A 25,149-nucleotide genomic window follows, 5' to 3' on the forward strand; every position below is an offset into this window, starting at 1 on the left:
GCCCGGGGAACCCCAGAAACGCACGTGGCGCCGTCCCCGGAGGGAACGGCGCCACGTGGCGTACGAGCCATGATCAGTGGCTGAGAGGCTCCTCGATCGCCGAGTGGCGGTGATCGTCGAAGTCGTGACCGTCGACCTGGTGACCCTCGTGGGCGGCCAGGGCGTGGGCCTCGTGCTCGGCGTGGTGGTGCGCCTCGCTGAGCTCCTCGGGGGTCGGCTTGTCCACGTCGTGGTCGTAGTAGAAGGCCCGCAGCTTCGCGCGCAACGACAGCTTGCCGTTCTTCTTCAGCTCCGGCTCCTCGCCGGCCCGGCCGCGGTCGCGGACGGTCATGGCGTAGGCCTCGTCCTCGGGAAGCGGCAGGTGCTTCTCGTGGTAGGCGCCCTCCGGCGTACGGATGACCGTGCCGGTCTCGTAGCCGTGCAGCAGCCGCTCGTTGTCGTGACGCTGCAGCGAGATGCACCAACGACGCGTGATGATGAACGCCACGATCGGACCCAGGAACACGAACGCCCGCAGGAAGTAGGTGATCTGGTTGATCGAGAGGTCGAACTTGATCGCGATGATGTCGTTGCCGCCCGCGGCCCAGAAGCCCGCGTAGAACGTCATCAGCGCGACGAACGTGGCGGTGCGGGTGGGAGCGTTGCGCGGGCGCTGGAGCAGGTGGTGCTCGCGCTTGTCGCCGGTGATCCAGGACTCGATGAACGGGAGCATCAGCACGACCATCCAGGCCGCCATCGGCAGCACGATGACCGGGAAGAAGATGTTCCACGACCAGGTCGAGCCCCAGAAGTGCGACTCCCAGCCCGGCATGATGCGCAGCGCGCCGTCGGGCCAGCCCATGTACCAGTCAGGCTGCGAGCCCGCGGTGACCTTGGTCGGGTCGTAGGGGCCGAACTTCCACACCGGGTTGAGCGAGAAGAAGGCACCGAGCAGGGCGGTCACACCGAAGGTGATGAAGAAGAAGCCGGTCATCTTGGAGATGTAGTTCGGCACCATCGGGTAGCCGACGACGTTCTTCTCGGTGCGTCCGGGTCCAGGCCACTGGGTGTGCTTGTGGTAGATCAGCAGGATCAGGTGGGCACCGATCAGCGCCAGCAGCAGCGCCGGGATCAACAGCACGTGGATCGTGAACAGGCGTGGAATGATGTCGTCGCCTGGGAACTCGCCTCCGAACAGGAAGAACGAGATATAGGTCCCCACGATGGGGATCGCCATCATGAACCCGTCCGCGGCCCGGATGCCGGTGCCGGAGAGCAGGTCGTCGGGGAGCGAGTAGCCGGTGAAGCCCTCGAGCGTGCCGAGGAGCAGCAGCGTCGCGCCGATGACCCAGTTGATCTCACGCGGCTTGCGGTGCGCGCCGGTGAAGAAGACGCGCATCATGTGGATCATCATCGAGGCGATGAACAGCATCGCCGCCCAGTGGTGGACCTGGCGCAGCAGCAGGCCGCCGCGTACGTCGAAGGAGATGTCCAGCGTCGAGGCCATCGCCTCGGACATGTCGATGCCGCGCAGCGGCGCGTAGGAGCCCTGGTAGGTGATCTCGGCCATCGAGGGCTTGAACCACAGGGTCAGGAAGACACCGGTGAGGAGCAGGACCACGAAGCTCCACAGCGCGATCTCACCGAGCATGAAGGACCAGTGGTCGGGGAAGATCTTGCGGGAGAGGAACTTGCTCAGGCCACCGACGCCGAGGCGCTCGTCGGCCCAGTTGGCGGCCGCGCCGGCCTTGGTCGGCTTGCCTGCCGGGGCAGCGGCGTTGGTGCCGTTGCTGGCGGCAACCTTGGACGTGTCGGTGCTCACTGTCCGCCCTCCTTGTAGCCGTACTGCTCAGCATCGGCGGCGTGGTCCTTGGACCAGTCGTCGAAGATCTCGTCGATGTCGTAGGTGTTGCGCTCCCAGAAGCTGACGCCCACAGGCTCAGGGTAGTCCGAGAGAGCAACCAGGAACCCGTCCGCGTCGACGCCCAGGGGCAGCTGAGGCAGGTGCCGGCCGGCCGGACCGAAGATGACCTTGCCGTGGTCGGCGAGGTCGAAGGTCGACTGGTGGCACGGGCACAGCAGGTGGTGCGTGGTGCGCTCGTTCAGCGAGATCGGGCAACCGACGTGGGTGCAGATCTTGGAGTAGGCCACGATGCCGTTGACCGACCAGTTGCGGGTCACGTCGTTGTCGATGTCGTTGGGGTCCATCCGCAGCAGGATGGTGGCCGCCTTCGACTTGGCGATCTGCAGCGGCGCGCCGTGCAGGCTGCCGTCGAAGATCGTCGCCGGCTCGGCGTTGACCAGGTCACCGATCTCCAGGTCGCCGGGGCGGATCGGGGTGCCGACCACGTCGCGCACGACCCGCACGCCGGCATCCCAGACGGTGTGCTCGAGGCCGGCGCCGGGGTAGGGCTGCTCCTCGGTGATCTGGGCGTTGGTCTGACCCAGGTCGCGGAGCATCACGATCGCGGGCAGACCGAGCAGGGCGGCCGAGCCGATCATCGCGTTGCGGATGAAGGGGCGGCGGGCCATGCCGGACTCGTGGAGCGCGGCCTTGAGCTCGGCGACCGCGGCCTCGCGGGTCGCGGGGGAGGAGGCGGCCGGGTGGCGGTCCTCGGTGTGCTCGATGTCGACGACGAGCTTGCGGGCCCACTGGATGACGCCGATACCGAGGAAGAGGAGAGCGAAGCCGAGGCTCGCTCCCAGCGCCAGGTTGGAGGCGCCGTAGCCGGCCCAGACATCACCGTCGTAGCCGGGCTCGACGGTGAAGTAGGCCACCACGAACAGCACCGAGCAGATCGCGGACAGACCGAAGAAGAGGCTCACCTGGCGCTCAGCGCGCTTCTCCGCCTTGGGGTCGACGTCGGTGGGACGCCAGTGGTGCTCGTGCACGCCCGGGTCGGGCAGCAGCGCGTCGGTGTGCGCGTTGAGCTCGGGGTGCGAGTCGTCGTGCTTCTCGATCTCGCTGAGGTCGCTGCTCACTTGGCAGATCCCTTCTTGGTCTGGTTGGTGCGCGTGGTGTGCGCGGCGATCCAGATGGCGAAGGCCACCAGGACGCCGAGTCCGACGACCCACGCGACGATGCCCTCCGTCACCGGGCCGAGCGCGCCGTTGTTGAAGCCGCCGTAGTCGGGCTGCTCCTTCATCGACTCGATGTAGGCGATGACAGCCTTCTTCTCCTCCGGGCTGATGTTGCCGTCGGAGAAGGTGTCCATGGACTGCGGACCGGTCAGCATCGCCTGGTAGATGTGCTTCGGGTCGGTGTTGAGGATGCTCGGAGCCTCACCGCCGCGCGGCATCGCGCCGCCGGCACCGGTGAAGTTGTGGCAGGCGGTGCAGTTGGTCAGGAAGATCTGGCCACCGAGGGCGACCGCCGCCTCCCGCTCCTCCTCGGACTCGAAGGTGTCCGGGTCGTACTGCTCCGGCTCAGGGACGGCCGGGCCGGGGCCGAGGCTGGCGACGTACGCGGCCAAGGCGTCGATCTCGTCCTGGTTGAAGCTCGGGTCCTTGACCTCGACCTGGGCGCCGGGCTGGGCCATCGGCATCCGGCCGGTGCCGACCTGGAAGTCGACGGAGGCGGCACCGACACCGATCAGGGACGGGCCGTAGAGCTTCCCGTTCTGGGTGGTGATGCCTTCGCCGTTGGAGCCGTGGCAGGTGGAGCAGTTGATCATGAAGAGCTCTTTGCCCTCGGCGACGAGAGCAGCGTTGTCCTTCTCCTGCTCGGCCTGGGAGGCCGGGGCGAGCGCGGCGTACGCGCCGCCGGTGCTCAACAGGGCGACCAGGAGCACGGCGGCACCGGCCAACGGGCGGCGGCGATGCCGCGACAGTCGACCGACGGAGCGGTTCAGTAGACGCACATTCAGTCCTTGGTCACTTGAGGAGGTAGATGGTCGCGAACAGGCCGATCCACACCACGTCGACGAAGTGCCAGTAGTAGGACACGACGATCGCGGAGACGGCCTGCTCGTGGGTGAAGCGCTTGGCGACGTAGGTCCGGCCGAGCACGAACAGGAAGGCGATCAGACCGCCGGTGACGTGCAGACCGTGGAAGCCCGTCGTCAGGTAGAAGACCGAGCCGTAGGGGTCGTCGGGGCCGGTGATGCCGCTGTTGAGGGCGATGCCCTCCTGCACCAGCGCTGCGTACTCGGTCGCCTGGCCGGCGATGAAGACCGCGCCCATGAGGTAGGTGAGGATGAACCACTCACGCAGGCCCCACAGGCGGACCGCGAGCAGGGAGCCCTTGCGCCCGACCTGGCCGCGCTCGGCGGCGAAGACGCCGAACTGGCAGGTGAACGACGACAGCACGAGGATGGTCGTGTTGACCGCCGCGAACGGGATGTTGAGCCCGTCGGTGTTGGCCTGCCACTGCTCGGGGCTGACCGCGCGGATCGTGAAGTAGGCCGCGAACAGCGCCGCGAAGAACATCAGCTCGCTTGCGAGCCAGATGATCGTCCCCACGCTGACCATGCTCGGACGGTCGTGATGCCCGTGCAGGCGGGCTGTTGGAAGAGTCGATACTGTCGCCACGTCCGCCATTATGTCCTGCCCGTTTCCCAGAGTCTTCTTGGGACCCTGTGTGTCGTGTTTCAGGGCGCTGCTACACCTTGAGACACCGCGGGGGTTCCAGGTGTGACATGTGCCCGCAGGGCAGGGTGTTGGCGCTAGCATCTGGGTGTGACCGACACCACCCCGAATTCACTGAAGATCCTCGTCTACAGCGACGACATCGACGTACGCAAGCAGGTGATCCTCGCTCTGGGGCGCCGTCCGCACCCCTCCCTGCCGGAGGTGGAGTACGTCGAGGTGGCCACCGAGCCGGCCGTGCGTGCGCAGCTCGACGCCGGCGGTCTGGCGCTGGCCGTGCTCGACGGTGAGGCCGCCCCGGCCGGCGGGCTGGGGATCGCGAAGGCGGTCAAGGACGAGGTGCCGGACGCTCCGCCGATCGTGGTGCTCATCGGTCGTCCTCAGGACGCGTGGCTCGCCACCTGGTCGCGCGCGGAAGCCACCGTGTCGCACCCGCTCGACCCGTTCGAGCTGGCCCGGACGGTGGTGGGACTGCTGCGGCCCGTTAACGTTGGCGCATGAGCGAGCGCCAGCGAGCGACAATCGAGGCCAGGCCGTCGCGTCCGTATCCTTGCCACTCTGTGACGGAGGCGACGGCATGACGTCCGCGCCCAACTCCTGGCCCGAGGTCCTCACCACGCTGGTCGCCGGACGGTCCCTGTCCGCGCACCAGGCGGCGTGGGCGATGGGGGAGATCCTCTCGGGAGAAGCGACGCCCTCGCAGATCGCCGCCTTCGCGGTGGCGCTGCGCGCCAAGGGTGAGACCGTCGACGAGCTCGCCGGCGTCGCCGACGGGATGCTGGCCAAGGCCAACCCGATCTTCGTGCCCGGACGCGTGCTCGACATCGTCGGCACCGGTGGTGACCGGTCCTTCTCGGTCAACATCTCCACGATGTCGGCGATCGTCGCGGCCGGTGCCGGGGCCAAGATCGTCAAGCACGGCAACCGGTCCGCCTCCTCCAAGTCGGGGTCGGCCGACGTGCTCGAGGCGCTCGGCATCCGGCTCGACCTCGACCTCTCCCGGGTCGGCGAGGTGGCCGAGGAGGCAGGGATCACCTTCCTGTTCGCCGCGGCCTTCCACCCCGCGATGCGTCACGCCGCCGCCGCGCGGCGGGAGATCGGCATCGCCACCGTCTTCAACCTGCTCGGTCCGCTGACCAACCCGGCCCGCCCCGCGTCCTCCGCGATCGGCTGCGCCGACGCCTCCGCCGCGCCGGTCATGGCCGGCGTCTTCGCCCGCCGTGGTGTCGACGCCTGGGTCTTCCGCGGCGACGACGGTCTCGACGAGCTCACCACCACCACGACCTCGCACGTGTGGATGGTCTCGCAGGGTGTCGTGACCGAGGCCAGCGTCGAGCCCCTCGACCACGGCATCGGCCGGGCCACCGCCGAGGACCTGCGCGGCGCCGACGCCGCCTACAACGCCGCCGTCGTCCGCCGCCTGCTGGCAGGGGAGAAGGGCGCCGTACGCGACGCGGTGGTGCTCAACGCCGGTGCTGCCCTCGCCGTCCACGACGCCGGGTCGGGCAGCATCGACGAGCGGCTCTCCGGCGGCATCGCTCGGGCTGCTGACGCCATCGACTCCGGGGCTGCGCAGAGCGTGCTCGACCGGTGGGTCGCTGCTACGTCGCGCTGAGGTAGAGGATCACGCGCCGAGTCGGCGCAACTGCACGCTTCGCTCGCTTCGCTTCGCTCCAAGGCGTCAAGATGCGCCGACTCGGCTACACGGGACGGGCTTCGCCCGTTAGTCGAGGCCGATCGAGAAGGCGGCTTCCAGGTCGACCTGGGAGTAGGTGCGGAAGGCGATGTGGGTTTCGGTCTCGAGCACGCCGGGGACCTTGTTGACCTTGTCGGCGACGACGGTGGCCACCTCCTCGTGGGCACGGACGCGCACCAGGGCGATCAGGTCGATCTGGCCGGTGACGGAGTAGACCTCGCTGACGCCGTCGATGGCGGCGACAGCCTCGGCCACCTCGGGGATCTGGGAGACCTCGGCATTGATGAAGACGATCGCTGTGATCACGCAGGTCACGTTAGCCGATCTGCCTAGAGTGCCGCTGCCCGCCGGGCCGCACCGCCGACCGGACAGGTCCACTCGCCCTCGATGTGGGCCAGGCGGACGCCCGGGGACTCCAGCCAGCGCAGCACGAGCTCGGTCTCCTCGGCGCTCGCGGCGGGCACCGGACCCGGCGCGTCCAGGACCGTCTCGGCGCTGAGCTGGAGGTCGGCGACGTAGGCGTGCGCGTTGGCCTCACGCGGGATCACCCCGGCCCCGGCGAGGCGCCCGTGACGGACCACGTGGACCGCCCAGCGGCCGTCGTCCTCGCGGCGGATCGCGGTGAGGTCGGGCAGCCGGGTCAGGCCGGTGAGCCGTTGGGTGCGCGCGGCGGCGCGCAGGTAGGAGGTCAGCCGGTCGCGGTGGACGGCCGCCTCCTCGAACCGCTCCTCCTCGGCCAGGCCGGTGAGCCGCTCGGTGACCGTGTCGACCACCTCGTCGGGCCGGTGGAGCAGCGACTCGCGCACGCGCGAGACCAGCGCTGCGTACGTCTCGGCGGGGACGCTCTGGTCGCACGGGCTCAGGCAGCGGTGGAGCTCGGCGAGGACGCACGGGGTGCGCAGCGGCAGCACCGGGAGCCGGTCGGCGCACTGCCGGATCGGGAAGGTGTCGTGCAGCGCCTGGAGGGCCTTCTCGGCGACCTTCCGGGAGCCGAACGGGCCGAGATAGTCCGCGCCGTCGTCGAGCACCTGCTTGACCAGCGACAGCCGGGGCCACGGCTCCTGGGTGAGCTTGACGAAGTGCATCTTCTCCGGGCGTCGCGAGCGTCGGTTGTAGGGCGGCTTGTGCTCGGCGATGAGCCGCAGCTCGCGCACGCCCGCCTCCAGCGCCGTCGCGCACTCGATGCCTTGCACGGTCGCGGCCAGCCCGACCATCTCGCCCATCCGGGAGCGGGTCTCGGAGGCGGTGAAGTAGGTGCGCACGCGCGTGCGCAGATCCTTGGAGGTGCCGATGTAGAGGGCCCGGCCCTTGTCGTCCTTGAATAGGTAGACACCGGGAGCGTGCGGCAGGTCCTCGGCCAGATGGCGCTTCTTGCGCTGAGCGGTGGTGACCTTGGCCGAGAAGACGGCCAGGTCCTCGAGGGTCTGCACGCCGATGTTGCCGAGGCGCTCCATCAGGCCGTGGAGCACGTCGACCGTCGCCCGGGCGTCGGAGAGGGCCCGGTGGTTGGGGGTCGTGGGGGAGCCGAAAACCCGGGCCAGCGAGCCGAGCTTGTGGTTGGGCGCCTCGTCACGGGTGACCACCCGGCGGGCGATCTTCACCGTGTCGAGCACCTCGAAACGCGGCCAGGGCCGCTCCTGTTTGGCCGCGAAGTGCTTGAGGAAGCCCACGTCGAAGGGGGCGTTGTGGGCGACCAGCACACAGCCCTCGGCGAACTCGAGGAACGCCGGCAGCACCGACTCGATGGTGGGGGAGGAGGCGACCATGGAGTTGGTGATCCCGGTGAGCACGGCGATCGAGGGCGGGATGCCGGTGTGGGGGTTGACGAGGGTCTGGAACTCGCCCAGGACCTCGCCGCCGCGCACCTTCACCGCGCCGATCTCGGTGATCATGCCGCCGTTGTCGGGACTGTTGCCGGTCGTCTCCAGGTCGACCACGCAGAAGGTCAGGTCACGCAGCGGCCTGCCGAGCTCGTCGAAGCCCCGCTGGGCCTCCCAGCCACCGGTGGCCTGCTCGCGCTGGCGACGCGCCACGGCCCGCGCACGCATCTCCTTGCGCGCCTCACGCACCGCCGTACTACTACCCATGCGAACACATTAGCGAGTGCCACCGACAGTCCTTCGCCACTAGGGTGTGGCGCACCTGACATGGGAGGTGGGGGTCATCGCGGCGAGAAACGGCGGCAACGACGGGTCCTCGGGAGGCAACGAGGACCGTCCCTGGGCGCGCTGGTTCGCTCGCTCGGGCTCGTTGCAGGTCGAGCCGGCCGAGGCCGGTGAGCAGGCCAGGACGCTGCTGAGCGAGGACGGACAGACCGCGGCGCTGCGGTTCAACGAGCGTGTGCTCGACACGCTGACCGGCGATCTGGCCGGCCTGGTCGAGTACGTCACCGTGCTCGACGGCGCCAAGGCCGAGGAGGTCCTCAACACCCAGAAGCTGATCGACCACGCCTTCGCCCGGGTCTCCGGCCAAGGTGTCGACCGGTTCGTCGCCTGGCTCGCGGAGCTGCGTACCCAGGGCCATCCGGCGATCGCGGTCCAGGCGCTGCATGCCTACGGCAGGCTCGCGGACGGCGACCTGGCCGCCGTGGCGACCTCGCTGGAGTCCGCCGCGGACCGGGTGATCCTGATCGCCGCCGCCGCGCTGCACCGGCCGCCCGAGGACGCGGCCCGGCTCGCGATCGAGACCGAGCACGACGCCTCGATCGCCCACGCCGTCATCCACGACGTGCTCCGTCAGCGGACCGTCCCCGACATCGCCCGGTTCCTGCGGGCGCTGCAGCTGCTCGGCGCGCGGGACCTGGTCAACGACACCGTGAAGCAGTTCGCCGCTCCTGCCAGCGGTCGCTCCAACCTCGACAAGGCCCTGCTCTACGTCGCGCTGGCCGCCAGCCCGAGGCTGCGGGAGATCGCGCTGGACCTGCTCTGGCGCACCCTCGGCGCGATCGGCGACCTCGGCCGGGCGCCGGGTCCGGCCCAGCAGCAGGATCTCGTCGCGGCGTTCTGGGAGCTTTGCCCGGGCGGCCGTGTGCTCGAGGACTGGTTCAAGGTGCGCCTCGACGGCACCGAGAACGCCGAGGAGGCGCGCGAGCACGTGGTGGTGCTGCTGCTGCGGGGCAGCCGGGGGCCCGGCCGGGACAGCCTCCTGGCCGCGATGGCCGCCGACGCGACGCCGATGAACCTCAAGCGCATCTGCGAGACCCTCATGGAGGAGGGCGACGAGGCCCAGGCGGCGATGCTCGTGCGCGCGCTCGCCCACAGCGGCCACATCGAGCGGCTCGGCGACTTCCTCGACCGGTGGTCGTGGGCCCAGCCGTCCGCCGAGACCACCCGGAAGCTGCTCGGTTGGGTGCTCACCCCGACGGGCGCCGACCGCGAGCCGATGGGCTCCGCCGTCGTGGAGGGCATCGCCGGCTACCTCGCCGACGGCCACGGCCGGACGCTGGGCGAGGAGCTCCGGCGGCAGGCCGCGACCCTGGTCAGGCTCCGCCCGGCCGAGGAGATCGTGGGTCTGCTCGGGCACGTACCCTCCCGGGTCGGGAGGCGGGGCCGCTCGGCCGTCGCCGCCGACGTCGGCTGGAGGCTCGCCGAGGACCTGCTCGTCTACCCGGCGCCGACCGAGGAGACGTACGTCGCGTGGTACGCCGAGTGTCTCGCCGCCCTCGAGGCGGCCGGCTTCGCCGATGCGGTGCGCAGCTCCTGGCACCACCTCGCCGACGAGGCGATCAACCGTCGTGGCGCCGGGCCGACGATCGCCGAGACCGCCCACCAGCTCCTGCGCAAGGAGCTCGCCGACACCGCCGACAGGCTGCTGATCCGCTATCTCGACCAGGCGCAGAGCGTCACGCCCACCGACATCGTCGGCATCACCACCCGGCTGCGACTCCACCGCTACCCGGAGGCGAGTCGCGCCGGCGTCCTGCGCCGCTCGGTGGGGCGGTGGCAGGACCGGGCCCGCGTCGATGCCGTCGTGGACGCCCTGATGGCCGCCGGCCAGGAGGAGGAGGCCGAGTGGGTCAGGGCCGGGTCGACGTGAGCCGGGTCTGCCTGAGGTAGCGGCGCCCGGCCCCGACGAGAAGCATGAAGGCGCCCGAGGCCACGATCATCACCAGGGCACGCAGGCTCCACACGCTCCAGACGGAGTCGTCGTCGATCCGGTGGCGCACGGCGCTCAGCAGCGTCAGCGCGACCAGATACAGCGCGAGCACGGCGAACGGGCGGTTCGCCGGGTCGCGGGAGAACAGCCTCGCGCCATGGTTCTTCGCGTCGTACCAGCCCAGGCCTGGGACACGGAGATGGTGGAGCCAGGGGAGCACGAGAAGGACGAGCGACCCCCAGCCGATGACCGCCACGCCCTTCCACACCCGGTCCCACGCGGACTCGTTGACGACCAGCGCGATGACCACGAAGGCTGCGTACGCCGCGACCGGGAGGAGCCGCTGGGCCCCCGTCCCGAGCAGGTCGGCGCGCACGGCCAGGACGACGCAGGTGACGGCGTACAGGATCAGGATCGGGATCGTGTTGAGCACCGCCAGGGTCTGCCAGTCGCCGCCCACGGCCACCAGGACCACCAGCGCCAGCACCAGGTTCACCAGCAGGATCAGCCAGAAGGAGTCGCCGGTGCGGCCGGGCAGCCGGGAGGCCCGCGGCTCGTGCAGGCCGCTGGGGACGTACCTCTCCGCGCTGAGCGCGTAGACCTCGCGGCTGAGGGCGTAGGTGAACACGATGCCCGACCCGATCGGGGCCAGGATCGCGGCGAGGCGGACCAGCACGACCAGCCAGTCCAGGGGCGCCCCGGCCAGGGTGGCGGCGTCGGTCAGGCGTGCGTACGAGGTGCCGTGCTCGGCGCCGGAGGCGGCCATGTGCTCGGCGTAGACCAGCTGGAGGGCGGAGTAGAGCAGGAACGAGCCGACGACCGTGCCGTAGACCGCCCAGCGCACCCGCCTGGCCACCTCGCGACGGCCGCCCCGGACCTCGCCGGTGACGTCCAGGGGCGCCTGGAAGCCGATGTAGGCGTAGATCACGCCGCTGGTGATCAGCGCGCTCAGCACGCCGGTCGAGGTGGGCCCGGCGGCCGGTCCGGGGCCGCTGAGCGGCGCGGGGACCGCGAGCGCCAGGCACACCACGAAGATCACCGGAATGGCGATCTTGAGCAGCGTCAGGGCGGCGTTGGTGCGCAGGACGAGCCGTCGGGGCAGCAGGACGAAGGCGATGATCGCGGCGGTCACCGCGACCGCGAGCGCGGAGCCGGTCCGGGTGAGCCCGTCCTCGCCGGCCAGGGCGGGGACGACCTCGGCCAGCCCGTTGACCGCGGCTGCCGCCTGGGCGGCCGGGTTGATGGCGTAGGAGATCCACAGGGAGGCCGCGAGGATGACCACCACCAGCGGGCCGAAGGCGTCGTGCGGGTGGAACAGCAGCCCGCCGGTGCGCTGGGAGATGAGGCCGAACTCGACCATCACGACCGCGATGGTGAGCATGAGGACGCCGCCGGCGGCCCAGCCGAGGAGCGCGGCCTCGCCCAGGCTCTCGTGGAGGCCGGGTACGGCCAGGAGCCAGCCGGACCCGATCACGCCGCCCGCGGCGAGACCGACGACCTCGACGAGGCTCAGCTTGTCGCCCTGCTCGGCGGGTCGCTCGTCGCGCTGGTCCGGTCTGGGCTCGTCGGGCGCCACCACCTCGACCGGCGTGACGGGTGTGACGGGCGTGACGGGCTCGGGGCCCTGGGGAGCGGCGGGAACCTGCGCCCGCCGCATCGCCTCGAACGCGATCGCGGTCATCATGCCGCCGACGGCGGCGATCCAGAAGCTCGACTCGTGCATCAGGTCACGAAATCCCGGCGACTTGAGCGCGTTGAGCTGGACGCTGCCGTAGATGGACATCACGAATCCCGCGGCGCACAGGATCATCCTGGCGATCGCGCTGAGGGTGTGCCGCACGCGCTGGTCTCCCACTCCCGATGATTCGACGTCGAGAGAACCTATCGAATCAGGCGGTGCGGCGCAGGAAGCCGGCTGGATCAGCCGAGCAGGGGCGAGAGCGAGGAGAGCGGGACGGTGCGCGCGCCGGCGCGGCGTACGTCCTTGACGACCTCGGCGTCGTCGGTGGCGACCAGGATGACGCGGCCGGAGGGCTCGGCGTCGACGAGGTCGCGGATGACGTCGTCGGCGATGACGCCCTCGGGGGAGAAGAGCACCTTGACGCCGCGAGGAGGCACGGCCGTGGGACGTACGGATGCGGAGTGGGCGTCGAAGACGACGGTCGTCTCGGCGCCGGTGCGGGCAGCGATCGGGGCGATCGCCCGCAGCAGCCGCAGCCGCTGGGCATCGAGCGCGGAGTCGGGCCACAGCGCCTTGGAGACGTTGTAGCCGTCGATGATCAGCCGGACCCGCGGCATCGCCAGGAACTGCTCGAGGTGGGCGCTGCTGGTCACCCCGGCACCGGCGGCGGCGTCCGCGGAGGTCAGCTCGGCCTCCACCCGCTCACCCGGAGTGCCGGTGACCGGCGGCAGCGCCAGCTCGCGACGCAGCCCCCCGGCCGCGTCGAGCAGCGTGTCGAGCAGGAACCGGGCGCGCAGCGAGGCGTCCTCCCGGTCGGTCTTGGACGTACGCCGCTCGGCGGCGGCCTCGCGCTCGAGCTTGTCGATCTGGCTGCGGAGCTGCCGCAGTTGGCGGTCGCGCGCGGCGAGCTCGTCCTCGGCGCGGGCGAGCGCAGCGCGGGTCTCGGTCAGGGCCTCGTCCAGCCCCGTGCCGGCCTCGCGTGCGGCGGCCCGGGCCTCACCGAGCTTGCGTCGCAGGAGGGTGTTGTCGGCCTTGAGGTCGTCGAGGCGGGCCTTGCGGTCGGCCCGCACCTCACGGATCTCGTCCTCGGCCGCGGCCAGCTTGCTGCGCAGGCGGGCCACCTCGGCGTCGACCGCCGGCACCGCGGCGGCCTCCAGCCGGTCGAGGGCCTCCTTGAGCGAGACCTCCCAGGCGTCGGGGCGGAGGAGCCAGACGACCGCGGCCGCCTCGGTCGGGTCCTCGGGTAGCACGACGTCGTCGGGGGAGCCCTCGGTGACGTACGCCGGGCGCAGCTGACTGCCGACCTTCTCCCGGACCTCCTCGTCGCTCTCGAGCACCGAGGCGATCATCGCGCCGCCGGCCTTGGCGCGCCGGGCGGGCGCGAAGTCGGCGATTCGCTTGAGCGCGGGCGGCAGGCGCACCACGTCGGGAAGCACCCCGGCCGTGAGCGCGACGATGCGCCCCCGGACCGTGTCGGGGAGCGTCGCGTACGCGAAGACCTCCATGTGCCAAGTGTAGGGACCCGGTCCGCGATCGCCGCCTCGAATACCGTGCTGCGATGGTGGTGACACGCCGGACGCAACCGGACGAAAGCAAAAATGTCGGTGCTCGGTGAGACCGTCACTCACATGACGACGAGAATCGACTGTGACACCTGCCTCGTGCGGGGACTGGCGTGCCACGACTGCGTGGTCACCGTGCTTCTGGGGCCGCCCCCGGAGCTGACCATCGAGGACGACGAGCGCCGGGCGCTCGACGTGCTGGCCGAGGGTGGCCTGGTCCCGCCGCTGCGCATGGTGGAAGGTATGTAGCCGAACTTTTGGGCGTGGGTGGTTGGCAGGTGGGGGATGCCGTCGGCTAGTGTGCGCAGGAACTTGGCGCTCGTGGGAGTGGGTCAACCGGCCCACGCGGGTGTCGCGCTTAGTCCAGGCCCGCTTCGGGGCGGGCCAGGAGCCGGGGAACCACACCGATCATCTGGGGTGTATCCGCCGCAAGAGCGATCTGGGAGACCAGATCGAGGAGCGGTGGTAAGGCAGGTCGTGCCTGAACCCGTCAGCTCACCCGGTAGGCGTCTACGACTACACACAAGGAGACCGTCCGCTCGTGACACGCGACCGGAAGCGACTCATTGCCGGAGCAGCCGGCATCGCCGCCATCGGAGTCGCCGGGATCATTCCCGCAGCGACCCCCGCCCAGGCAGAGCCCGACATCGACGACGTTCGCAAGAAGGTCGACAAGCTCTACACCCAGGCCGAGGCAGCCAACGAGGACTACAGCAACGCCAAGCTTCGGCTCCAGGACCTCAAGGACCAGCTCGAGGACCTCAACGCCGACGAGAAGCGTCAGAGCAAGGAGCTCGACAAGATCCGCGCCGAGCTCCGTGACTCCGTGCTGCGGCAGTTCGAGGGCTCCGACGTCTCTGCCGTCGGCCAGGTGATCACCTCCGAGGACCCGCAGGAGTTCCTCGCCGGTCTCTCCACCGTCTCGTCCTACAACGCCCTGCAGGCCGACCTGCTGGCTCGGTACAACACCGAGGCGGAGGCTCTCCAGGTGCGCCGCGAGGCCACCGAGGACGCCAAGTCCCAGGTGGCCAAGGTCAAGACGACCATGCAGCAGAAGAAGAGCGAGATCGACAAGAAGTACGAGGCGGCCCAGGCCGAGCTCGACGAGCTGGAGGCCGATGAGCTGGAGGAGTTCCAGTCCACCGACACCAGCATCCCCTCCAACCTGCCGCCGCCCTCGGGCCGCGCCAAGGTGGCCGTCGACTACGCCCTCGCCCAGGTCGGCGACTCCTACGTCTACGGCGCCACCGGCACCGAGTCGTGGGACTGCTCCGGCCTCACCATGGGCGCCTGGGGCCAGGCCGGCGTCTCGCTCCCGCACTCCTCCTCGGCGCAGTACAGCAGCGGACCCCAGGTCTCGCGTGACCAGCTCGCCCCCGGCGACCTGGTCTTCTACTACAGCCCGATCAGCCACGTCGGCATCTACATCGGCAACGGCATGATCGTGCACGCCTCCAACCCGAGCACCGGTGTGAAGGTCTCCCCGATGGACGAGATGCCCTACACGGGCGCCGTCCGCCCGGGCTGAGTTGACCGAACACCCCGAAGAGGCCGATCGTTCGCAGGTGCGAACGGTCGGCTCTCTTCTTTCCCGCCTCCGGGCTCACCCCGCCATCATCGGGGCCGGGCTGGTGCTGGTGATGCTGCTCGCCGGGTTCGTCGGCTGGCGGCTGACCGGCGGTGGCGAGTACGTCGCGCCGACCCCGACCACCGCGCCGGTCGTGCGCGCCGACACGGAAGGCGCACGGGCCTCGCTGCAGGCGCTGGTCGAGGACGTACGTGACGGGGCGGAGCCCGACGGCGAGGACGCCGCCGCAGTGGCGGTGAGCAACGCGCACGCCATCGGCATCGAGGACGTCACCGCGAGGTACGTCGCGGAGTCGGGCAACGTGGAGCCGGACGGCGCCTGGACGGCCGACGTCGAGATGTCGTGGCGTACTCCTGGCGACCCGGTGCTGACCGAGGAGCTGAAGGTCGGCTTCGATGCCGAGGGTGCGATCACCGGGTTCTCGGCGGCCCAGGGGACCCGGATGCCGCTGTGGCTCAGCGGACCGGTCGAGGTGCGTCGCACCGGCTCGACCCTCGTGGTCGTCCAGGCCTCCGCCGAGGTCGCCGACCGCTACGCGGAGCTGGCCACCACCGCGGTCGCCGGGGTCCGCAAGGTGATCCCCTGGAAGGACCCGCGACTGGTCCTCGAGGTGCCTGCGGCCGGGCTCGACGCCGCGCTCGGCACGCAGCGGGGGACCTACGCCGCCGTCGCCGCGGTGACCGCGACCGTGGACGGGTCCACGAAGGTGGGCACCCCGCTGCACGTCTGGGTCAACCAGGGCGTCATCGGCGGCCTCGACGCCCCTGGCGCCCAGGTCGTCATCACCCATGAGGCCACCCACGCGGCCACCGATGCCGCGACCAACACCCGACGGCCGATGTGGCTGGTCGAGGGCTTCGCCGACTACGTCGCGCTCCGCGACACCGAGCTGCCGCTGTCCAAGACCGCCGGCCAGATCCTCGCCCAGGTCCGCGAGAACGGCGCCCCCGACCACCTGCCGGGCAAGGCCGAGTTCAACACCCGCTCGGAGCACTTCGGCGCCGAGTACGAAGCCGCCTGGCTCGCCTGCGAGGTGCTCGCCGAGGCCGGCGGCGAGCAGGCGCTGGTCGACCTCTACGAGGAGACCGGGCGCGGCATCGGTCTGGAGAAGGCGCTGCAGGCCGGCTTCGGCTTCGGGGAGGACGAGCTGACCGACCGCTGGCGGACCCGTCTGTCAGAATCGGCTCGATGACGGGGGCAGAAGTGGTCACAACACGACGCGTGTCCTGGGTGGTTCTCCTTCTCGGGGCGGTCGCGTTCGTGGTGCTCGCCTGGGCGCTGATCCCGTGGCACCCCTACCCGGGCGGCGCGCTGGACCTGCCCGACGAGCGCGAGGTGTTCACCCCCGAGGAGCTCGAGCGGATGCTGGCCTACTCCGGCACCGCTCGCTGGATCAGCCGCGCCTCGCTCGTCGTCTCGCTGGTGGTCGCCTGTGTGCTCGGGTTCACCCCGCTGGGTCGGCGCCTGGTCGCGCGGCTGCGCGGGCCGTGGCTGCTCCGGGTGGTGCTCGCGGTCGCCGTGGTCACGCTCGTCGGCTGGGTCGCGACGCTGCCGTTCGGGGTGGCGATCCACCGCCTGCAGATGCGCTACGGGCTCTCCCGGCAGGCATGGGGCCCCTGGCTGGGCGACTCGCTGCTGAACCAGGCCGTCGGCATCGTGACCACCTCGGCGGCGCTGCTCGCCCTCTTCGCCTGCATCCGTCTCGGCCGGCGCTGGTGGCCGGCCGTCGCCGCCGCCCTGGTCGCGGCCCTGGTGGTCGTCGGCTCGTTCGTCTACCCGGTGGTCATCGAGCCGCTGTTCAACGACTTCGAGCCGCTGCCGCGCGGCCAGTTCCGCACCGAGGTGATGGCGATCGCCGAGCGTGAGGGGGTCGAGCTCGACGACGTCCTGGTGGTCGACGCCTCCCGGCGTACGACCTCGCTCAACGCCTACGTCACCGGCTTCGGCTCCACCCGCCGGGTCGTCCTCTACGACAACCTGGTCGACTCCCAGCGGGGCGCGGCCGCGCGCGGTGCGGTGCTCTCCGTCGTGGCCCACGAGCTCGCCCACGCCAAGCACGACGACGTCCTGGTCGGCACCGTGATCGGCGCCGCCGGCGCGGTCGCCGGGGTCGGTCTGCTGGGCCTGCTGCTGTCCTACCGCCGCGAGGACGAGTACGCCACCCCCGAGGCCGTCCCGATGCTGATGGCGGTCTTCGCGCTGGCGAGCGTGCTGGCGATGCCGATCCAGAACGGCCTCAGCCGGCACGTCGAGGCTCGTGCGGATGTCGACGCGCTCCATGCCACCGGCGACCTGGAGTCGTTCATCCGGCTGCAGCACGACCTCGGCGTACGGGGTCTGTCTGACCCGTCGCCGCAGGCTTGGTCGCAGTGGTGGTTCGGCTCCCACCCGACGACGTTGCAGCGGATCGCGATCGCTCACCGCGTTCTCGACTGAGAAAAGAAGGCCGAGTCGGCTTGTCCTGACGAGAATCCTCGCCGAGTCGGCTCGTCATAACGAGCCGACTCGGCAGAGATTTCGGTCAGGACGAGCCGACTCGGCGTCCTGAGTTCTACTTGCTGTACAGCGCGTCGACCTCGTGCGAGAACTCACGCATGACCACGTTGCGCTTGAGCTTGAGGCTGGGGGTGAGCTGGCCACCCTCCTCGGTCCAGGAGTCGGGGATGATCACGAACTTGCGGATCGACTCGGCCTTCGAGACCGCCTTGTTGGCGTCGTCGACGGCGCTCTGGACCACGGCGCGCAGGTCCTCGTCGTCGACGAGGTCCTCGATGTTGCCGGACTTGCCGTTGGCCTCGGCCCAGGTGGGCAGCGCCTCGGGGTCGATGGTGACGATCGCGCCGATGAACGGCTGACCGTCGCCGACGACGATGCACTGGTCGACGAGCACGTGGGCGCGCAGGCGGTCCTCGAGGACGGCCGGGGCGACGTTCTTGCCGCCGGCGGTGACCAGGATCTCCTTCTTGCGGCCGGTGATCTTGACGAAGCCCTCGTCGTCGACCTCGCCGAGGTCGCCGGAGTGGAACCAGCCGTCCTCCGTCTTGGCCTCGGCGGTGGCGGTGGGGTTCTGCCAGTACTCCTTCAGCACCTGGCCGCCCTTGAAGAGCAGCTCGCCGTCGTCGGCGACCCGCACCGAGGTGCCGGGGATCGGCCGGCCGACGGTGCCGATCTTGAACGCCTCGGGCAGGTTGACGGTGAGCGCGCCGGTCGTCTCGGTGAGGCCGTAGCCCTCCAGGACGGTGACGCCGATGCCCCGGTAGAAGTGGCCCAGGCGGTCGCCGAGCGGCGCCCCGCCGGAGATCGCGTAGGAGCAGTTGCCGCCGAGCGCGGCGAGCAGCTTGCCGTAGACGAGCTTGGAGAACAGCTTGTGCTTGGCGGCGAGCAGGAACGGCGCCTTGCCCGTCTCGGTGGCCCGGGAGTATTCGATGGCGACCTCGGTGGCCAGGTCGAAGATGCGGCCCTTGCCGTCGGCCACGGCCTTCTGCGAGGCGGTGTTGTAGACCTTCTCGAAGACTCGCGGCACGGCCAGCACGAAGGTCGGCCGGAAGGTGCCGAGGTCGGCGACGAGGTTCTTGATGTCGGGGGTGTGGCCCAGGCGGGTGCGGGACGTGATGCAGCCGATCTGGATGATCCGCGCGAAGACGTGCGCGAGCGGCAGGAACAGCAGCGTGCTGCGGCCCTCGATGTTGAACAGGCCGTCGAGCGAGTCGACGACGACACCGAGCTCGAACATGAAGTTGCCGTGGGTCAGCACGCAGCCCTTCGGGCGGCCGGTGGTGCCGGAGGTGTAGATCAGCGTCGCGGCGTCGTCGGGGGTGACCGCGCTGCGGCGGGCCTCGAGCTGCTCGTCGGTGATGTCGGCGCCGAGCTTGACCAGCAGGTCGACGGCGTTGTCGTTGAGCGACCACACGCTGTTGAGCGCGGCGCAGGACGCGCGGACCTCGCTGATCCGGCTCATGTGGCCGGCGTCCTCGGCGATGATCGCCACGGCGGCGGAGTCCTGGAGGATCCACTCGATCTGCTCGGCCGAGGAGGTCTCGTAGATCGGCACCGTCGTCGCGCCCGCGAACCAGATCGCGTAGTCGATCAGCGTCCACTCATAGCGCGTCTTCGAGAGCAGCGCGACCCGGTCTCCAGCGCCGACACCCGCCGCGATCAGTCCCTTGGCGACCGCCGAGACCTCAGCGAGGAACTCGGACGACGTCACGTCGACCCAGGAGCCGTCCGCGCCGGGCCGGCTGAGGACGGCGGCATCGGGCGCCTCGGCGGCGTTGCGGACGACATCGTCGCTCAGACTGCCGGTGGGGGGAACAACGTACGTCGCGGGCGTGGAGAACTCGCGCACAAGGGCCTCCGCATACTGATGGTAGGTGGGTACGAACCGGAGGTTACCCCCGTCACAGCCCGACCATTTCACCGGGATGCTATCCGGTACGCTCCATGGCACCTAGCAAGTCAGGGAGTGAGGACACCACCGATGGCCGATCAGACCACCTCGACGATCGTGATCGAGGCCGCGCCCTCGGCAGTGATGGCGGTGATCGCGGACTTCAAGTCCTATCCGGCCTGGGCCAAGGGCATGCAGGAGGTCAGCGTCGTCGAGACCGGCGTCGACGGGCGTGCCGAACAGGTCCGGTTCGTGCTGGACGTCGCGCCGATCAAGGACGAGTACACCCTGGCCTACGACTGGGACGACGACCGCCAGGTGACCTGGTCCCTGGTCAAGGGCAACCTGCTGCGCTCGATGGACGGCGCCTACGTGCTGCGCGACCTCGGCGGGCGCACCGAGGTCACCTACCGGCTCGCGCTCGACCTGAGCATCCCGCTGATCGGCATGCTCAAGCGCAAGGGCGAGAAGGTCCTGATCGACACCGCCCTGCGAGGCCTCAAGCAGAGAGTCGAGAAGCAGGGCACGCCTTCGTGAGAATTCTTCTCTTCACCGGCAAGGGCGGCGTCGGCAAGTCGACCGTCTCGGCCGGCACCGCGGCGCTGTCCGCGGCCCGCGGCCTGCGCACCCTGGTCCTCTCCACCGACGCCGCCCACTCGCTGGGAGACGCGTTCGGCGTCTCCGGTGAGCACGGCGCGCTCGGCTCCGAGCCCGTCCAGGTCGCCGAAAACCTCTATGTCCAGCACGTCGACGCCCAGCGCCGCTTCGAGGAGTCGTGGGCGGAGGTGCAGGGCTATCTGCTGAGCGTCCTGGACACCATCGGGGTGGACCGGATCGCGGCCGAGGAGCTGACCATCATCCCCGGTGCCGAGGAGGTCTTCGCCCTCCTGGAGCTTCGCCGGACGGCGGTCTCAGGCGAGTGGGACACGATCGTGGTCGACTGCGCCCCGACCGCCGAGACGCTGCGGCTGCTCGCCCTGCCCGAGGCCCTCGGCTGGTATCTGGAGCGCATCCTCCCGATGCAGCGCTCGATGGTGAGGGCGCTCAAGCCGGTGCTGACCAAGGCCGCCGGGGTGCCGATGCCCGGCGACTCCGTCTTCGACGCCCTGGTCCGGCTCCACGACGAGCTCGCGGAGGTCCGTGCCCTGCTGTCGGGCCCCGAGGCCTCCGTACGCATCGTGCTGACCCCCGAGCGGGTCGTGCTGGCCGAGGCACGACGGTCCTGGACGACCCTGTCCCTCTACGGCTACCGCGTCGACGGTGTCGTCGCCAACCGGATCTTCCCGGCCGGCGGCTCCGACGACTGGCGCGCCGGCTGGGTCAAGGCCCAGGACGACGTGCTCGGCGACGTCGGGGCCTCGTTCGAGGGGCTGCCGGTCTGGCGCTCGTTCTACCGGCCGACCGAGCCGGTGGGGGTCGAGGACCTGCGCGAGGTCGCCGAGGCCGCGTACGCCTGGTCCGGCAGCGTCGACCCGCTCGCCGCCCCCGAGACCGCGGCTCCGTTTCGCATCGAGACCACCGGCGAGGCCACGATCGTCCATCTGGCGCTGCCCGGGCTGGCGCAGTGGGTCGAGCGTGACCAGGTGCAGCTGGGCCGCAACGGCGACGAGCTGGCCATCACCGTGGGGGCCTACCGGCGCCTGCTGACCCTTCCCGCCGCGCTCGCCCGGATGAGCGTCAGCGGGGCGCGCGTCGAGGGTGGCGAGCTGCGAGTAACGTTTTCTCGCCAGACGACGAACACCGAGAGCGAGTAATCGTGAGCCAGCAGCGCCACGAGTGGGCCGACGAGCCGTTGGGATCGACCGCCGAGGAGCTCGGCCGGTTGATGGAGGCCATCGGGGAGTGGGCCAAGGACTCCCGGATCGGCCACTTCGCCGAGGGGCTCGGGGAGCATCTCGATACCGGGGCTCCCGAGTGTGCCTACTGCCCGCTGTGCCGTACCGTACATGTCCTCCGGGAGTCGAGTCCGGAGGTCAAGGTGCACCTGGCCAGCGCTGCCGCATCGTTGATGCAGGCCGCGGTCACGGTGCTCAACGCGGCGGCCACGAGTCCGGGTGCTGGCCCTAGTGAAGACGAGGATGCACACGGTGATGGCGTGCGGGCTGAGGAAGATGCGACCCGGGACCGGGCGCGACGCTCGGAGAAGGTCGACCGGATCGATCTCGACGGCTGGAGCTGAGGCATGACGACGACGAAGAAGCTGGCCTGCGGTGTCGACGTCGGGGGCACCAAGATCCTCGGCGGTGTCGTCGACCACGACGGCACCATCATCGAGGACCACCGCGTCGAGTCACCGGCGAAGAGCCCGGAGGCGATCGAGGCCGCCATCATCGAGGTGGTCCAGGAGCTCAAGACCCGCCACCCGATCGAGTGCGTCGGCATCGGCGCCGCGGGCTACATCGATAAGGGCCGCTCGACGGTCATGTTCGCGCCCAACATCGCCTGGCGTGACGTACCGCTCAAGGAGCGCCTGGAGAAGGTCCTCGAGCTCCCGGTCGTGATCGAGAACGACGCCAACGCGGCCGCGTGGGGCGAGTTCGAGTACGGCGCGGGTGCCGAGGTCGACAACATGATGCTGGTGACCGTCGGCACCGGTGTCGGCGGCGGCCTGGTGCTCGAGGGCGAGCTCTACCGCGGCGCCTTCGGCGTCGGCGCGGAGATCGGTCACATGCGGGTCGTGCCCAACGGCCACCTGTGCGGCTGCGGCAACCGCGGCTGCTGGGAGCAGTACGCCTCGGGGTCCGCCTTGGTGCGCAACGTCCGCTCCGCCGCGCGCGGAGGGTCCCTGCTGGCCCGCGACGTCCTGGACCGTGCCGAGGGCGACCTCGAGAAGATCAAGGGCCCGCTGATCACCGAGGCAGCCCGCGACGGGGACGCCTTCGCGATCGAGGCGCTGACCGACCTCGGCATCTGGCTCGGTGAGGGGATCGCCTCGATCGCCGCCGTGCTGGACCCGGCCGTGGTGGCCATCGGCGGGGGAGTGGCCGAGGCCGACGACCTGCTGCTCGGCCCCGCTCGGCGTGCCTTCCAGGCTCAGCTGACCGGCCGTGGACACCGGCCGATGCTCGACGTCCGCAAGGCGACGCTCGGCAACCAGGCCGGTCTGATCGGCGCGGCGGACCTGGCTCGGAAGTGAGTCACCACACGTGAGTCTGCACATCGGTGTCGACATCGGCGGCACCAAGGTGCTCGCGGCGGAGGTCGCACCGGACGGTGAGGTGCTCCGCACCGCCCAGCGCAGCACGCCCGGACGCCGGGTCGAGCTCGAGCTGGTGGAGGACGCGCTGACCGAGGCGGTCACCGAGGTGGCCGACGGCCGCCCCGTCGCCGGCGTCGGCCTGGCCGCCGCCGGCTTCGTCGACGCGGCCGGGGAGCGCGTCATGTTCGCCCCCCACCTGCCCTGGCGCGGCGAGCCGACCCTGACCAGGCTCTCCTCGCGATGGGGCACCCGGGTGGCGCTCGACAACGACGCCAACTGCGCCGCGCTGGCGGAGCTGGAGCTCGGCGCGGCCCGAGGAGTCGGCTCGGCCCTGCTCATCACGCTCGGCACCGGCATCGGCGGCGCCGTGGTCCTCGACGGCCGGGTCGTCCGGGGCCGCAACGGCATGGCAGGGGAGTTCGGCCACATGCAGGTCGTGCCCGGCGGGCTCCCGTGCGAGTGCGGCCTCACCGGCTGCTGGGAGCAGTACTCCTCCGGCAACGCGCTGGTCGCCTTCGTGCGCGCCCGTGTGGAGACCGAGGAGTACGCCGGCTGCGCGCTCGACGAGCTGGCCGCGGGTGACCCGCTCAAGATCACCGGCCCGGCGGTCACCGCCGCCGCGGCCCGCGGCGATGCGCTCGCGCTGGCTGCGTACGAGTCGGTGGGGTCGTGGCTGGGGGTCGGGATGGCCGGCCTGGTGGCCGCCTTCGACCCCGGGCTGTTGGTCGTCGGCGGGGGAGTCTCCACGGCGGGCGACCTGCTGCTGGCGCCGGCGCGCACGGCGTTGGAGGGCTCGCTCGTGGGCCGCCTCCATCGCGAGGTGCCGCCGATCGTGGCGACCGCCTTCGGTGCCGAGGCGGGGGTCGTGGGAGCGAGCATCCTGGCCCGCCGCCTGACCGGCGAGAGCTAGACGCGGGCGCCGTCGTCCCACGGGTCGCGCGGCTCGGACGGCATCGTCATCAGCAGGTAGACGAAGCCGGCCAGGAAGGCGGCGACCAGGCCACCGATGACCCAGCTGCTGAACTGCCGGTCGGTGATCTGGGTGATCACGATCAGGAGCAGCACGGCGACCGGTGCGCCGAGCACGCCGATCCAGGCGAGCAGGCGGGCCGGGGTCGGCTTGGGCAGCGGCGGCGGAGGCGGCGGGACGTAGCCCTCCTCGTCGTCGCGCCACATGTCGTCATAGGGATCCGGCTCGTCGACCGTCTCGACGATGTCGATCCTCTTCTCGAAGAGATCGCGGGCGACGGGCTCCTCCTCGAGGGCGGGCCGCTCGCCGTAGTTCTCGACGATCTCGCGCCATGCCTCGTCGTCCGACGGCTGGCTCTCCGAGGGCACGGAGGCGTCGTCGGAGGCCCCGGTCGCGTCCTCGGGCCGGTCGTCTCGATCGCTCACGTCGCCACCTCCGTAGCGCAAGCGCCAGAATACGGACGCGGCGCCGTGTTTTTTCCTCGGTTCCCTCGCTGACGCTCGCTCACTCCTCCAGCCTAGCCGGATCTCATGACAGGGCGCGGGAGTAGAAGTACCTGTCTCGTTATAGGCTCACCGGTCGAAGGCAATCAGGGAGGCGATGGGGTGTCGACGAAGCTCTTCTACTCGTTCTTGAAGTGGGTCGCGATCGGCCCGCTGCTGCGAACCGTTTTCCGCCCGACCTGGGAGGGTGTCGAGAACCTCCCGCGCAAGGGACCGGCCATCCTGGCCAGCAACCACCTCTCCTACGCCGACTGGCTCTTCATGCCGCTCGGCTCGCCGCGGATGGTGCGCTTCGTCGCGAAGGCGGAGTACTTCACCGGCACGGGCCTCAAGGGCTTCCTGCAGCGCGCGTTCTTCAGCGGCACCGGGAACGTCCCGATCGACCGCTCCGGCGCGACCGCCGCCGAGGGCGCCCTGATCGCCGCCAAGCGGGTCCTGGGCGAGGGCGAGCTCTTCGGGATCTACCCCGAGGGCACCCGCTCCCACGACGGCAAGCTCTACCGGGGACGTACGGGCGTGGCCCGGCTCGCCCTGGACACGGGTGCGCCGGTGATCCCGGTCGCCGTGATCGGCACCGATGTGGTCGCGCCTCCGGGCAAGAAGTTCGGCAAGATCGTGCACCCGCGGGTGATCTACGGCAAGCCGCTGGACTTCTCGCGTTACGAGGGCATGGCCAACGACCGCTACATCCTGCGCGCGATCACCGACGAGATCGTCTACGAGATCCTGAAGCTGTCCGGCCAGGAGTACGTCGACATGTACGCGACCGAGGCCAAGAAGCTGGCCGACGGCGAGAAGCCGGCGAAGAAGCGTTCGCGGCCTACCAAGGACGTAGCCTGACGATCCACTCGTCCCACCCGTTCCCGACGCCGGAGGATCCGGTACGCCGGTGGCGCGGTCGT

23 protein-coding genes and 1 riboswitch are annotated in these 25,149 nt (G+C 70.5%); of the genes, 13 read left to right on the forward strand and 10 right to left on the reverse strand.

Annotated features, from left to right (window positions below; translation table 11 throughout):
* Positions 1-73 precede the first annotated feature (73 nt).
* Genes qcrB through ctaE form a run of 4 tightly spaced genes read right to left on the reverse strand, consistent with a single transcriptional unit; the run spans position 74 to position 4,518 of the window.
* Positions 74-1,801 carry a cytochrome bc1 complex cytochrome b subunit gene (qcrB, locus tag ACZ6WN_RS28440; protein WP_465869565.1) on the reverse strand — a complete coding sequence of 576 codons (1,728 nt, stop codon included), beginning with the start codon at positions 1,799-1,801 and terminating at the stop codon, positions 74-76.
* A complete protein-coding gene (qcrA, locus tag ACZ6WN_RS28445; protein WP_465869566.1) occupies positions 1,798-2,961 on the reverse strand; it encodes a cytochrome bc1 complex Rieske iron-sulfur subunit in 1,164 nt (387 codons plus the stop codon). Before qcrA ends, qcrB begins: the two co-directional genes overlap by 4 nt.
* On the reverse strand, positions 2,958-3,839 hold the full coding sequence (qcrC, locus tag ACZ6WN_RS28450) for a cytochrome bc1 complex diheme cytochrome c subunit (RefSeq protein WP_465869567.1): 882 nt from the start codon (positions 3,837-3,839) through the stop codon (positions 2,958-2,960). The genes qcrA and qcrC overlap by 4 nt, the downstream gene beginning before the upstream one ends.
* 13 nt (positions 3,840-3,852) lie before the next feature.
* Entirely contained in the window at positions 3,853-4,518 is a 666-nt protein-coding gene (ctaE, locus tag ACZ6WN_RS28455; protein ID WP_465869569.1) for an aa3-type cytochrome oxidase subunit III, read from the reverse strand.
* 138 nt (positions 4,519-4,656) lie between these two features.
* Here ctaE and ACZ6WN_RS28460 point away from each other — a divergent pair, with 138 nt between their 5' ends.
* Both ACZ6WN_RS28460 and trpD read left to right on the forward strand, forming a co-directional pair.
* Positions 4,657-5,067, forward strand: coding sequence for an Rv3143 family two-component system response regulator (locus ACZ6WN_RS28460; RefSeq protein WP_465869570.1), 411 nt, complete (start codon positions 4,657-4,659; stop codon positions 5,065-5,067).
* A gap of 76 nt (positions 5,068-5,143) precedes the next feature.
* Positions 5,144-6,181 carry an anthranilate phosphoribosyltransferase gene (gene trpD / locus ACZ6WN_RS28465; RefSeq protein WP_465869572.1) on the forward strand — a complete coding sequence of 346 codons (1,038 nt, stop codon included), beginning with the start codon at positions 5,144-5,146 and terminating at the stop codon, positions 6,179-6,181.
* Between the two features lie 108 nt (positions 6,182-6,289).
* On the opposite strand, the gene ACZ6WN_RS28470 is transcribed toward trpD, so the two are convergent.
* Both ACZ6WN_RS28470 and ACZ6WN_RS28475 read right to left on the reverse strand, forming a co-directional pair.
* Positions 6,290-6,568: an Lrp/AsnC family transcriptional regulator gene (locus ACZ6WN_RS28470; RefSeq protein ID WP_357337818.1), complete on the reverse strand. Its 279-nt coding sequence runs from the start codon at positions 6,566-6,568 to the stop codon at positions 6,290-6,292.
* Between the two features lie 23 nt (positions 6,569-6,591).
* A complete protein-coding gene (locus ACZ6WN_RS28475; RefSeq protein WP_465869753.1) occupies positions 6,592-8,310 on the reverse strand; it encodes a DEDD exonuclease domain-containing protein in 1,719 nt (572 codons plus the stop codon).
* Between the two features lie 85 nt (positions 8,311-8,395).
* On the opposite strand from ACZ6WN_RS28475, the gene ACZ6WN_RS28480 reads away from it, so the two are divergent.
* Positions 8,396-10,297 carry a hypothetical protein gene (locus ACZ6WN_RS28480; protein ID WP_465869574.1) on the forward strand — a complete coding sequence of 634 codons (1,902 nt, stop codon included), beginning with the start codon at positions 8,396-8,398 and terminating at the stop codon, positions 10,295-10,297.
* On the opposite strand, the gene ACZ6WN_RS28485 is transcribed toward ACZ6WN_RS28480, so the two are convergent.
* Entirely contained in the window at positions 10,278-12,197 is a 1,920-nt protein-coding gene (locus ACZ6WN_RS28485; protein ID WP_465869575.1) for an APC family permease, read from the reverse strand. The genes ACZ6WN_RS28480 and ACZ6WN_RS28485 overlap by 20 nt on opposite strands.
* Positions 12,198-12,277: 80 nt before the next feature.
* Positions 12,278-13,543, reverse strand: coding sequence for an NYN domain-containing protein (locus ACZ6WN_RS28490; RefSeq protein WP_465869577.1), 1,266 nt, complete (start codon positions 13,541-13,543; stop codon positions 12,278-12,280).
* Positions 13,544-13,666: 123 nt separating this feature from the next.
* On the opposite strand from ACZ6WN_RS28490, the gene ACZ6WN_RS28495 reads away from it, so the two are divergent.
* From ACZ6WN_RS28495 to ACZ6WN_RS28510, 4 genes are all read left to right on the forward strand, one after another.
* Positions 13,667-13,849 carry a hypothetical protein gene (locus ACZ6WN_RS28495; protein ID WP_091049976.1) on the forward strand — a complete coding sequence of 61 codons (183 nt, stop codon included), beginning with the start codon at positions 13,667-13,669 and terminating at the stop codon, positions 13,847-13,849.
* A 96-nt stretch (positions 13,850-13,945) separates the two neighbouring features.
* Positions 13,946-14,124: riboswitch (cyclic di-AMP (ydaO/yuaA leader) on the forward strand.
* Positions 14,125-14,141: 17 nt separating this feature from the next.
* On the forward strand, positions 14,142-15,128 hold the full coding sequence (locus ACZ6WN_RS28500; protein ID WP_465869578.1) for a C40 family peptidase: 987 nt from the start codon (positions 14,142-14,144) through the stop codon (positions 15,126-15,128).
* A gap of 37 nt (positions 15,129-15,165) precedes the next feature.
* Positions 15,166-16,380: a hypothetical protein gene (locus ACZ6WN_RS28505; RefSeq protein ID WP_465869580.1), complete on the forward strand. Its 1,215-nt coding sequence runs from the start codon at positions 15,166-15,168 to the stop codon at positions 16,378-16,380.
* 29 nt (positions 16,381-16,409) lie between these two features.
* Entirely contained in the window at positions 16,410-17,624 is a 1,215-nt protein-coding gene (locus ACZ6WN_RS28510; protein ID WP_465869582.1) for a M48 family metallopeptidase, read from the forward strand.
* Between the two features lie 115 nt (positions 17,625-17,739).
* On the opposite strand, the gene ACZ6WN_RS28515 is transcribed toward ACZ6WN_RS28510, so the two are convergent.
* Complete coding sequence (locus tag ACZ6WN_RS28515) at positions 17,740-19,533, reverse strand: AMP-dependent synthetase/ligase (RefSeq protein WP_465869584.1); 1,794 nt, start codon at positions 19,531-19,533, stop codon at positions 17,740-17,742.
* Between the two features lie 132 nt (positions 19,534-19,665).
* Here ACZ6WN_RS28515 and ACZ6WN_RS28520 point away from each other — a divergent pair, with 132 nt between their 5' ends.
* The 5 genes from ACZ6WN_RS28520 to ACZ6WN_RS28540 are packed head-to-tail and all read left to right on the forward strand — an operon-like array spanning position 19,666 to position 23,684.
* A complete protein-coding gene (locus ACZ6WN_RS28520; RefSeq protein ID WP_465869586.1) occupies positions 19,666-20,112 on the forward strand; it encodes an SRPBCC family protein in 447 nt (148 codons plus the stop codon).
* Complete coding sequence (locus tag ACZ6WN_RS28525; RefSeq protein ID WP_465869588.1) at positions 20,109-21,329, forward strand: ArsA family ATPase; 1,221 nt, start codon at positions 20,109-20,111, stop codon at positions 21,327-21,329. The genes ACZ6WN_RS28520 and ACZ6WN_RS28525 overlap by 4 nt, the downstream gene beginning before the upstream one ends.
* Before the next feature lie 2 nt (positions 21,330-21,331).
* Positions 21,332-21,754, forward strand: coding sequence for a hypothetical protein (locus ACZ6WN_RS28530; RefSeq protein ID WP_465869590.1), 423 nt, complete (start codon positions 21,332-21,334; stop codon positions 21,752-21,754).
* 3 nt (positions 21,755-21,757) lie between these two features.
* On the forward strand, positions 21,758-22,711 hold the full coding sequence (locus ACZ6WN_RS28535) for an ROK family glucokinase (RefSeq protein WP_465869592.1): 954 nt from the start codon (positions 21,758-21,760) through the stop codon (positions 22,709-22,711).
* A gap of 10 nt (positions 22,712-22,721) precedes the next feature.
* Entirely contained in the window at positions 22,722-23,684 is a 963-nt protein-coding gene (locus ACZ6WN_RS28540) for an ROK family protein (RefSeq protein ID WP_465869593.1), read from the forward strand.
* Here the strand turns inward: ACZ6WN_RS28540 and ACZ6WN_RS28545 are convergent.
* Positions 23,681-24,169, reverse strand: a complete 489-nt coding sequence (locus ACZ6WN_RS28545) for a hypothetical protein (RefSeq protein ID WP_465869594.1) — start codon at positions 24,167-24,169, stop codon at positions 23,681-23,683. The genes ACZ6WN_RS28540 and ACZ6WN_RS28545 overlap by 4 nt on opposite strands.
* A 180-nt stretch (positions 24,170-24,349) precedes the next feature.
* Between ACZ6WN_RS28545 and ACZ6WN_RS28550 the strand changes: the two genes are divergently transcribed.
* A complete protein-coding gene (locus ACZ6WN_RS28550; RefSeq protein ID WP_465869596.1) occupies positions 24,350-25,087 on the forward strand; it encodes a lysophospholipid acyltransferase family protein in 738 nt (245 codons plus the stop codon).
* Positions 25,088-25,149: the final 62 nt, after the last annotated feature.

Source organism: Nocardioides sp. NPDC054178 (genome assembly GCF_055585005.1).